The sequence below is a fragment of the Devosia sp. MC1541 genome (genome assembly GCF_012847305.1).
In the GTDB taxonomy this organism is placed as follows: Bacteria; Pseudomonadota; Alphaproteobacteria; order Rhizobiales; family Devosiaceae; genus Devosia.
Window position 1 is genome coordinate 57,398 of record NZ_JABBDZ010000004.1, and the last position, 9,466, is coordinate 66,863.

At 56.4% G+C, this 9,466-nt stretch carries 19 protein-coding genes; all 19 read right to left on the reverse strand.

The window, feature by feature from the left end; translation table 11 throughout:
• Window positions 1-14: 14 nt before the first annotated feature.
• The 19 genes from rplR to tuf all read right to left on the reverse strand — a co-directional run bounded on the left by rplR (window position 15) and on the right by tuf (window position 9,422).
• Window positions 15-377, reverse strand: a complete 363-nt coding sequence (gene rplR / locus HKD40_RS06290) for a 50S ribosomal protein L18 (RefSeq protein ID WP_169194886.1) — start codon at window positions 375-377, stop codon at window positions 15-17.
• 12 nt (window positions 378-389) lie between these two features.
• Window positions 390-923: a 50S ribosomal protein L6 gene (rplF, locus tag HKD40_RS06295; protein ID WP_169194887.1), complete on the reverse strand. Its 534-nt coding sequence runs from the start codon at window positions 921-923 to the stop codon at window positions 390-392.
• Window positions 924-970: 47 nt separating this feature from the next.
• Entirely contained in the window at window positions 971-1,369 is a 399-nt protein-coding gene (gene rpsH / locus HKD40_RS06300; RefSeq protein ID WP_169194888.1) for a 30S ribosomal protein S8, read from the reverse strand.
• A gap of 12 nt (window positions 1,370-1,381) precedes the next feature.
• A complete protein-coding gene (rpsN, locus tag HKD40_RS06305; RefSeq protein WP_169194889.1) occupies window positions 1,382-1,687 on the reverse strand; it encodes a 30S ribosomal protein S14 in 306 nt (101 codons plus the stop codon).
• Window positions 1,688-1,717: 30 nt separating this feature from the next.
• Window positions 1,718-2,275, reverse strand: coding sequence for a 50S ribosomal protein L5 (gene rplE / locus HKD40_RS06310; protein WP_169194890.1), 558 nt, complete (start codon window positions 2,273-2,275; stop codon window positions 1,718-1,720).
• Complete coding sequence (gene rplX, locus HKD40_RS06315; protein ID WP_169194891.1) at window positions 2,268-2,579, reverse strand: 50S ribosomal protein L24; 312 nt, start codon at window positions 2,577-2,579, stop codon at window positions 2,268-2,270. The genes rplE and rplX overlap by 8 nt, the downstream gene beginning before the upstream one ends.
• Window positions 2,579-2,947: a 50S ribosomal protein L14 gene (gene rplN, locus HKD40_RS06320; protein ID WP_169194892.1), complete on the reverse strand. Its 369-nt coding sequence runs from the start codon at window positions 2,945-2,947 to the stop codon at window positions 2,579-2,581. Before rplN ends, rplX begins: the two co-directional genes overlap by 1 nt.
• Window positions 2,948-3,009: 62 nt before the next feature.
• Window positions 3,010-3,264, reverse strand: a complete 255-nt coding sequence (gene rpsQ / locus HKD40_RS06325) for a 30S ribosomal protein S17 (RefSeq protein ID WP_169194893.1) — start codon at window positions 3,262-3,264, stop codon at window positions 3,010-3,012.
• A gap of 12 nt (window positions 3,265-3,276) precedes the next feature.
• A complete protein-coding gene (rpmC, locus tag HKD40_RS06330) occupies window positions 3,277-3,471 on the reverse strand; it encodes a 50S ribosomal protein L29 (RefSeq protein ID WP_169194894.1) in 195 nt (64 codons plus the stop codon).
• Between the two features lie 12 nt (window positions 3,472-3,483).
• Window positions 3,484-3,897: a 50S ribosomal protein L16 gene (rplP, locus tag HKD40_RS06335; protein ID WP_169194895.1), complete on the reverse strand. Its 414-nt coding sequence runs from the start codon at window positions 3,895-3,897 to the stop codon at window positions 3,484-3,486.
• Window positions 3,898-3,912: 15 nt separating this feature from the next.
• The gene (gene rpsC, locus HKD40_RS06340) at window positions 3,913-4,644 is read right to left on the reverse strand and encodes a 30S ribosomal protein S3 (RefSeq protein WP_169194896.1); all 732 of its coding nucleotides are present in this window, start codon (window positions 4,642-4,644) and stop codon (window positions 3,913-3,915) included.
• Window positions 4,644-5,024: a 50S ribosomal protein L22 gene (rplV, locus tag HKD40_RS06345; protein WP_169194897.1), complete on the reverse strand. Its 381-nt coding sequence runs from the start codon at window positions 5,022-5,024 to the stop codon at window positions 4,644-4,646. Before rplV ends, rpsC begins: the two co-directional genes overlap by 1 nt.
• A 1-nt stretch (window position 5,025) precedes the next feature.
• Window positions 5,026-5,304 (reverse strand): 30S ribosomal protein S19, encoded by a 279-nt coding sequence (gene rpsS / locus HKD40_RS06350; RefSeq protein ID WP_169194898.1) that lies wholly within the window; start codon window positions 5,302-5,304, stop codon window positions 5,026-5,028.
• A 4-nt stretch (window positions 5,305-5,308) separates the two neighbouring features.
• A complete protein-coding gene (gene rplB, locus HKD40_RS06355; protein ID WP_169194899.1) occupies window positions 5,309-6,148 on the reverse strand; it encodes a 50S ribosomal protein L2 in 840 nt (279 codons plus the stop codon).
• A gap of 16 nt (window positions 6,149-6,164) precedes the next feature.
• Entirely contained in the window at window positions 6,165-6,458 is a 294-nt protein-coding gene (locus HKD40_RS06360) for a 50S ribosomal protein L23 (RefSeq protein WP_169194900.1), read from the reverse strand.
• Window positions 6,455-7,075: a 50S ribosomal protein L4 gene (gene rplD / locus HKD40_RS06365; RefSeq protein ID WP_169194901.1), complete on the reverse strand. Its 621-nt coding sequence runs from the start codon at window positions 7,073-7,075 to the stop codon at window positions 6,455-6,457. Before rplD ends, HKD40_RS06360 begins: the two co-directional genes overlap by 4 nt.
• Window positions 7,076-7,771, reverse strand: coding sequence for a 50S ribosomal protein L3 (gene rplC, locus HKD40_RS06370; RefSeq protein WP_169194902.1), 696 nt, complete (start codon window positions 7,769-7,771; stop codon window positions 7,076-7,078).
• Window positions 7,772-7,855: 84 nt separating this feature from the next.
• Window positions 7,856-8,164 carry a 30S ribosomal protein S10 gene (rpsJ, locus tag HKD40_RS06375; protein WP_169194903.1) on the reverse strand — a complete coding sequence of 103 codons (309 nt, stop codon included), beginning with the start codon at window positions 8,162-8,164 and terminating at the stop codon, window positions 7,856-7,858.
• A gap of 67 nt (window positions 8,165-8,231) precedes the next feature.
• A complete protein-coding gene (gene tuf, locus HKD40_RS06380) occupies window positions 8,232-9,422 on the reverse strand; it encodes an elongation factor Tu (protein ID WP_169194904.1) in 1,191 nt (396 codons plus the stop codon).
• Between the last annotated feature and the right edge of the window lie 44 nt (window positions 9,423-9,466).

The following is a 9,466-nucleotide window of genomic DNA, read 5'->3' on the forward strand; positions in this document are numbered from 1 at the left end:
TCTTCCTCGCCGTATTAGAACTGCAGACCGCCCTCACGGGCAGCGTCTGCAAGGGCCTTAACACGGCCGTGATAGATGTAGGCGCCGCGGTCGAACACCACTTCGGTCACGCCAGCCTTCGAACCGCGCTCAGCAATCAGCTTGCCAATTGCAGCAGCGGCTTCGGCTGTACCACCGTTGGTGATGGTTGCACGAACGTCCTTGTCGAGCGTCGAAGCGGCAGCGAGTGTGCGGCCAGCTGCGTCGTCGATGATCTGTGCGTACATATTCTTGCCTGAACGGAAAACCGACAGACGTGGGCGACCGAAGGCACGAGCCTTGAGCGCCTTGCGGACACGAGCCTTGCGGCGGTCCGCACCCTTTGCAGAAATAGCCATAGGTGGCGCTCCTTACTTCTTCTTGCCTTCTTTGCGGAAGACCTGCTCGCCAGCGTAACGCACGCCCTTGCCCTTGTAGGGCTCAGGGGGACGCCAGCTGCGGATCTCAGCCGCAACCTGGCCAACAGCCTGCTTATCGATGCCAGTTACGACGATTTCCGTCGGAACCGGCACCGCAAGCGTGATGCCTTCAGGAGCGTTATAAATCACTTCGTGGCTGAAACCGAGCGAGAGCTTAACGTCCTTGCCCTGCATCGCGGCGCGGTAACCCACGCCCTGAATTGCCAACTTCTTTTCGAAGCCTGCGCTCACACCGGTGACCATGTTCTGGATCAGCGCGCGTGTGGTGCCCCAGGCAGCGCGAGCAAAACGGCTATCATTTGCAGGAACAACGGAGATACCGTCGTCGCCCTGCTCTACGTTGACGATATCCATGAGCTGGAGGCTCAGTTCGCCCTTCGGGCCCTTTGCGGACACGGTACGACCATCGATCGTTACCGTAACACCGCTAACCGGGGCCACCGGTTTCTTGCCAGTACGTGACATATTCTTTCCTTGAGTAATCGTCTTACCGTACTTCTAAGCCAAATGGCTTAGAAGACGCGGCAGAGTACCTCGCCACCCACATTGGCAGCCTTAGCTTCGTGGTCGGCCATCACACCCTTAGGGGTGGAGAGGATCGACACGCCGAGGCCATTAGCAACCTGTGGAATATTCTTGACGGAGGCGTAAACGCGACGGCCCGGACGCGACACGCGTTCGATGGTGCGGATAACGCCTTCATTGTCAGAATACTTCAGTTCAATTTCGTATTCGGCAGCGCCGTTTTCGAACTTGGTTTCCGAGTAGCCGCGAATAAAGCCCTCGGACTGAAGAACGTCCAGCACACGACCACGGAGGGTCGACGCTGGGGTCGTTACGGTGTTCCGGCGACGCATTTGTGCGTTCCGGATACGGGTCAGCATATCGCCGATTGGATCGGAAAAGCTCATCTTAGTTTCTCCTTACCAGCTCGACTTTACCAGACCCGGGATGAGACCCAGGTTGCCCAGCTGACGCAGGGCAATACGGCTCATCTTGAGCTTGCGGTAGTAAGCGCGCGGACGGCCCGACACTTCACAACGGTTGCGAACGCGGATCTGAGCCGAGTTGCGTGGAAGTTCAGCGAGCTTCAAGCTTGCCTTGAAGCGTTCTTCAATCGGCGTTTCCTGGTTCATCACAGTTGCCTTCAGCGCAGCGCGCTTATCGGCATACTGAGCGGCCAGAACTGCGCGCTTCTTGTTCTTTTCAATGGAACTGGTCTTTGCCATATCCTGATCCTCTATCCCTTCCCTATCCGCTTACGCGCGGAATGGGAAGTTGAAAGCCTTAAGAAGCGCACGCGCTTCATCATCTGTACGGGCTGTGGTGCAAACCACGATATCCATACCCCAAACCTGATCGATCTGATCATAGTTAATTTCTGGGAAGATGATGTGTTCCTTGATACCCATGGCGTAGTTGCCACGGCCATCAAAGGCGTTCGGGTTGAGGCCACGGAAGTCGCGAACGCGAGGCAAAGCGATGTTTACCAGGCGGTCCATGAATTCATACATGCGGACGCCACGAAGGGTAACCTTCACGCCCAGCGGCATGTTTTCACGTACCTTGAAGCCTGCAATCGACTTGCGAGCGTAGGTGATGATTGGCTTCTGACCAGCGATGAGTTCCATCTGCTCAGCAGCGGACTTCACCTTCTTGGTGTCAGCAACGGCTTCACCAACGCCCATGTTCAGGACGATCTTTTCCAGGCGCGGAAGCTGCATGACGTTCTTGTACTCGAACTGCTTGAGCAGCTCGGGCTTGATCGATTCGTCATACTGGGTGCGCAGGCGCGGAACGTAAACGGTCTCAGCCATTGATCGCATCTCCGGTGGTCTTAGCAACGCGGGTCTTCACGCCATCGGTGATCTGGAAACCAACACGGGTTGGCTTACCATTCGCGTCTGCAACTGCAAGGTTCGACAGGTGGATCGGTGCTTCTTTCGAGAAGATACCGGAGTCCTGCGTAGCAGTCTGCTTCTGGTGGCGACGTACAAGGTTGATACCCTGTACGAGCGCACGGTTTTCGGTCGGGAAGATCTGCAAGACCGAACCGGTCTTACCCTTATCCTTACCTGCAAGGACGACTACCTTGTCGCCCTTCTTAATCTTGGCGGCCATTACAGCACCTCTGGGGCGAGCGAGATGATCTTCATTTGGTTCTTAGCGCGAAGTTCACGCGGAACTGGTCCGAAGATACGGGTGCCGATTGGTTCTTTCTGATTGTTCAGAAGAACTGCGGCGTTCTTGTCGAAACGGATGACGGTGCCATCTGGGCGACGGATGTCGGTTGCGGTGCGAACGACCACAGCCTTCATTACCTGGCCCTTCTTAACGCGGCCACGCGGAATAGCGTCCTTGACCGAAACGACAATAATGTCGCCGACCGAGGCGTACTTGCGATGCGAACCGCCCAGCACCTTGATGCACATTACTCGCTTGGCGCCGGAATTATCGGCGACGTCGAGGTTGGACTGCATCTGGATCATGACTGGATGCCTTCTAGTTTGTCGGCAGCACCGCTAAACGGTGCGCCGACCTATTGTTTCTCTTACGCAGACACGGAAGAAGAAGCGTTATCCTGGACCAGAGCCCAACGCTTGTTCTTGCTGATCGGCGCAGTTTCTTCGATCCAAACGATCTGACCGATTTTCGCGACGTTATTTTCGTCGTGAGCATGGTACTTCTTGGAACGACGCACGGTCTTTTTCATAACCGGGTGCGTGAAACGGCGCTCGACACGAACCACGATGGTCTTGTCATTGGCGTCGGAGACCACAGTCCCCTGCAAAACGCGCTTTGGCATGGGTTTTATTCCTTACTTAGCTGCGTTCTTTTCGGCGAGGATGGTTTTGATCCGCGCGATATCGCGACGGACTTCCTTCACCCGAGCCGGCTTTTCCAGTTGCTGGGTAGCACGCTGGAAACGCAGGTTGAACTGTTCTTTCTTAAGGTCGACGAGCTGGTCTTTCAGTTCGTCTGCGGTTTTGGCCCGCACATCACTGGAATTCATCACTCGTGTTCCTTAGTCAGCAATACGCGTAACGATACGCGTGGTGATCGGCAGCTTCATTGCACCGAGGCGAAGTGCCTCCTTTGCAACGTCTTCTGGTACGCCGTCAATCTCAAAAACGATACGACCAGGTTTTACACGTGCAGCCCAGTACTCCACGGAGCCCTTACCCTTACCCATACGGACTTCGGTAGGCTTCTTGGAAACAGGCAGATCCGGGAAAATACGGATCCAAACACGACCCTGACGCTTCATTTCGCGAGTGATCGCGCGACGCGCAGCTTCGATCTGACGGGCAGTAACACGTTCTGGCTCAGTGGCCTTCAGTGCGTACTGACCGAATGCGAGGGTGGTACCGCCCTTGGCTTCGCCATGGATACGGCCCTTGTGGGCCTTGCGGAACTTAGTTCTCTTTGGTTGCAGCATAATGAACTAACCTTCTTATGCGCGTTCGCGATCGCGGTCGCCACGCTCATGGCGTGGAGAACGCTGACCAGCACCTTCGCCACCTTCGGTAGCGCGACGCTCGTGAGCCGACGGATCATGCTCAAGGACTTCGCCCTTGAAGACCCAGACCTTGATACCGATGATGCCGTAAGTGGTTGCGGCTTCTGCAGTACCGTAGTCGATGTCAGCACGGAGGGTGTGCAGTGGAACACGGCCTTCGCGGTACCATTCGGTACGAGCGATATCGGCGCCACCAAGACGACCACCAACGTTAACGCGGATACCACCAGCGCCCATACGGATCGCTGTCTGAACCGCACGCTTCATAGCGCGACGGAATGCCACACGGCGTTCCAGCTGCTGGGCAATACCCTGAGCAACCAGAGTCGCGTCGGTTTCCGGCTTGCGCACTTCAACGATGTTGATGTGCACTTCGCTATCGGTGAACTTCTTCACCTTGGCGCGGATCTTGTCGATGTCTGCGCCCTTCTTGCCGATCACAATGCCTGGACGGGCAGTGTGGATCGACACGCGGCACTTACGGTGCGGGCGTTCGATAACGATCTTGGAAACCGCAGCTGCCTTGAGCTCTTCCATGAGCATGGAACGAATCTTCAGGTCTTCCTGAAGAAGCGTGCCGTACTCACCACGGTTTGCGTACCAGCGGCTGTCCCAAGTGCGGTTGATACCGAGGCGGAAGCCGATTGGATTGATCTTCTGACCCATTATGCGGCCTCCTCAACTTGACGGACGACGATCGTCAGGTGCGAGAATGGCTTCTCAACACGAGCCGACTTGCCGCGACCACGAGCGTGGAAGCGCTTCATAACCAGCGAGTTACCGACGAAGGCTTCGGCAACAACGAGAGCGTCGCTGTCGAGACCGTGGTTGTTTTCAGCGTTGGCGATGGCGCTTTCCAGCACCTTCTTCACCTGGCCGGCGATACGCTTGTGGCTGAACTCGAGGTCGGACAGAGCACGCTCTACCTTCTTACCACGGATCAACTGCGCGACGAGGTTCAGCTTCTGAGGGCTGATACGCAGCATGCGCAGTACAGCCTTAGCCTCGTTATCCTTGAGAGCGCGCTCAGTCTTTGGCTTGCTCATCTTACTTCCTCTTGGCCTTCTTGTCGGCCGCGTGACCGTAGTAGGTACGGGTCGGCGCGAATTCACCGAACTTGTGGCCAATCATGTCTTCAGTCACGAGGACTGGGACGTGCTTCTGACCATTGTGAACGCCGAACGTGATACCCACGAACTGCGGCAGGATCGTCGAGCGACGCGACCAAATCTTCACCACTTCGTGGCGACCAGATGACGCAGCCTTCTCGGCCTTCTTGAGCAGGTAACCGTCTACGAACGGCCCCTTCCAAATCGAACGGGTCATGTTGTTACCTGCCCTTCTTCACGTGACGGCTACGAACGATAAACTGGTCCGTTGCCTTGTTGGTACGCGTACGCTTGCCCTTAGTTGGCTTGCCCCACGGAGAAACCGGGTGACGGCCACCAGAGGTACGGCCTTCACCACCACCATGTGGGTGGTCGACCGGGTTCATGGTAACACCACGGTTGACTGGCTTGCGGCCGAGCCAACGGTTGCGACCTGCCTTACCGAGCGAGGTGTTAGCATGGTCCTGGTTGGACACAGCACCAACAGTCGCAAGGCAAGTGCCGTGAACGCGACGCTGTTCACCCGAGTTCAGGCGAAGGATCGCCCAACCGGAGTCACGGCCAACGTACTGAGCATAGGCGCCAGCAGAACGAGCGACCTGACCACCCTTGCGAGGCTTCAGTTCGATGTTGTGCACAATGGTGCCGACCGGCATGCGCTCGAGCGGCATTGCATTGCCTGGCTTCACGTCGACTGCGTTCATGGACGATACAACCTTGTCGCCAGCAGCAAGACGCTGTGGAGCAACGATGTAAGCCAGTTCGCCGTCTTCGTACTTAATCAGAGCGATCCAAGCGGTACGGTTCGGATCGTATTCGAGACGTTCTACGGTCCCGACTGCGTCGAACTTAACGCGCTTGAAATCGATCAAACGGTACGAGCGCTTGTGACCACCACCACGGTGGAAAGCAGTGATGCGGCCGGTGTTATTACGACCACCGGATTTGCTGAGGCCTTCGGTCAAAGCCTTGACCGGTGCACCCTTCCACAGTTCCGAACGATCAGTCGTAACAAGCGTACGACGGCCTTCAGAGGTGGGATTGTAAGTCTTTAGAGCCATTTTTGTCTCTTATCCCTTAGAGGCCGGTCGAGATGTCGATCGACTGACCTTCGGCCAGGGTCACAACTGCCTTCTTGACGTCGTTGCGAACACCAACACGACCACGGAAGCGCTTTACCTTGCCCTTGCGGACCAAAGTGTTAACAGCCTTCACCTTGACCGAGAAAAGCTGTTCAACAGCTGCCTTGATCTCAGTCTTGTTCGCGTCAATAGCAACATCGAAAACGACCTGGTTGGCTTCAGAAGCCATGGTCGACTTTTCCGTCACGACTGGGTTGCGGATAATGTCGTAAGCGGCAAGCTTGTTCATGCGAACCTCGCTTCGAGCGCTTCAAGCGCTGCCTTGGTGAGGACGAGCTTGTCACGCTTCAGGATCGAAACAACGTTGATCCCCTGCACCGGCAGCACGTCGATATTTGGGATGTTGCGAGCAGCAAGAGCGAAGTTCTGGTCAACGGTTGCACCGTCGATGATCAGAGCGTTAAGCCATTCCAGCTTGCCGAAAGTGGTGCGCAGAGCAGCAGTCTTAGCCTGAGCCTGTGCAACGCTGTCGAGAACGATCAGCGAGCCTGCAGCAGCCTTAGCCGAGAGAGCATGCTTGAGAGCCAAAGCACGGACCTTCTTTGGAAGATCGATAGCATGGCTACGCGGAGTTGGACCGAATGCACGGCCGCCACCACGGAACTGAGGAGCCTTACGGTCGCCGTGACGAGCGCCGCCAGAACCCTTCTGCTTTACAAACTTCTTACCGGTCAGTGCACCTTCAGAGCGGTTCTTGACGTCGTGGGTGCCAGCCATAGCCTTAAGCTGCTGGTAGCGAACCATACGGTGAAGAAGGTCAGCACGGACTTCAAGGCCGAACACGGCGTCCTGAAGTTCAACCTTGCCTGCGGACTTACCGTCGAGAGTGGTTACCTGGAGTTCCATTTACTTCGATTCCCCCGCAGCAGCGGCTTCGAACGAACCCGGAAGGGCAACGTTCGCGGGAGCCGGCTTCTTGACGGCGTCCTTGACCATGATCCAAGCACCCTTGGAGCCCGGAACAGAACCCTGAACCATGATCAGACCACGTTCTACGTCGGTCTTCACAACAGTGAGGTTCTGAGTGGTGATGCGACGGTCGCCCATGTGGCCCGGCATCTTCTTATTCTTGAAGGTACGGCCTGGGTCCTGACGCTGACCGGTCGAACCGATCGAGCGGTGAGAGACAGACACACCGTGCGACGCACGAAGACCGCCAAAATTCCAGCGCTTCATACCGCCGGCAAAGCCCTTACCGATAGAGGTACCGGTCACGTCGACCAGCTGACCTTCGGCAAAGTGATCGGCCTTAAGAGTTGCACCAACCTCGATGAGGTTATCAGCGTCAACGCGGAATTCCGCGACGCGACGCTTCGGCTCAACCTTAGCGACAGCATACTGGCCACGTTCGGCCTTGCTGACGTTCTTGGCCTTTGCCTGGCCGGCGCCGAGCTGCAGGGCTACGTAGCCATCCTTCTCGGCGGTCCGCTGAGCTACCACCTGGCAGTTTTGCAGGCTCAGCACCGTTACAGGGACGTGGGATCCGTCCTCTGCAAAGATGCGGGTCATGCCCAGCTTCTGTGCGATCAATCCAGAACGCATAGGTTCTTACCTTTTCAATTGGCGCGCTGCCGGGTCATGGTTTCAGAGGACCCTTTTAACGGCAGGCGCGGAAACTTGTATGCTTTAGAGCTTGATTTCGACGTCGACGCCGGCGGCGAGGTCAAGCTTCATCAACGCATCGACCGTTTGAGGGGTCGGATCCACAATGTCAAGCAAACGCTTGTGGGTACGAATCTCAAACTGCTCACGCGACTTCTTATCGATGTGCGGCGAGCGGTTCACGGTGAACTTGTCGATGTGGGTCGGCAGCGGGATTGGACCGCGAACCTGAGCACCCGTACGCTTGGCAGTGTTGACGATTTCACGAGTCGACGTATCGAGCACGCGATGGTCAAACGCCTTGAGGCGAATGCGAATATTCTGACCGTTCATCTTTTAAATCCTGACAAAAAGGATCGCGGCGCGCAACAAAGCACGCGCCGCGAGTGTCAAATTGTTCTTACTTCAGGATCGTAGCTACGACGCCCGAACCAACAGTACGGCCGCCTTCACGGATAGCGAAGCGGAGCTTCTCTTCCATAGCGATCGGAACGATAAGCTGAACGTTGATATTCAGGTTATCCCCAGGCATCACCATTTCGGTGCCTTCTGGAAGGGTAACAATGCCGGTCACGTCGGTTGTACGGAAGTAGAACTGAGGACGGTAGTTACCGAAGAACGGAGTGTGGCGACCGCCTTCTTCCTTGGTGAGGATGTAAACCTCAGCAGTGAAGTCGGTGTGTGGCTGTACGGAACCTGGCTTGCAGAGAACCTGGCCGCGCTCAACCTGAGTGCGGTCGATACCACGGATCAGCGCGCCAACGTTGTCGCCTGCCTGACCGGAGTCGAGCAGCTTGCGGAACATTTCAACGCCGGTAACGGTGGTCTTCTGGGTTGCCTTGATGCCGACAATTTCGACTTCTTCGCCAACCTTGACGATACCACGTTCAACACGACCGGTCACAACAGTACCGCGACCCGAGATCGAGAACACGTCTTCGATCGGGAGCAGGAACGGCTGGTCAACTGGACGTTCTGGCTGTGGGATGTACGCATCAACAGCGGCCATCAGTTCGAGAACAGCGTCATGGCCGAGAGCCTTGTTGCTGTCTTCGAGAGCTGCGAGAGCCGAGCCCTTGATGACTGGGATGTCGTCGCCTGGGAATTCGTACGAAGACAGAAGTTCACGAACTTCCATTTCGACGAGTTCGAGCAGTTCAGCGTCGTCAACCATGTCGCACTTGTTCAGGAACACGACCAGTGCTGGAACGCCAACCTGGCGAGCGAGCAGGATGTGTTCGCGAGTCTGTGGCATTGGGCCGTCAGCAGCCGACACAACCAGGATCGCGCCGTCCATCTGAGCAGCGCCGGTGATCATGTTCTTAACATAGTCAGCGTGGCCTGGGCAGTCGACGTGTGCGTAGTGGCGGTTCGCGGTTTCGTATTCAACGTGCGAAGTGTTGATGGTGATACCGCGTGCCTTTTCTTCTGGCGCGCTGTCGATCGACGCATAGTCCTTGAACGCTGCGCCGCCGGATTCAGCCAAAACCTTGGTGATCGCTGCGGTCAGCGAGGTCTTGCCGTGGTCAACGTGACCAATGGTGCCGATGTTGCAATGCGGCTTGGAGCGGGAAAATTTTTCCTTACCCATCGATTTTCTCCAAAATTGTCAGCGCAATCGCCGACTTAAAGTTG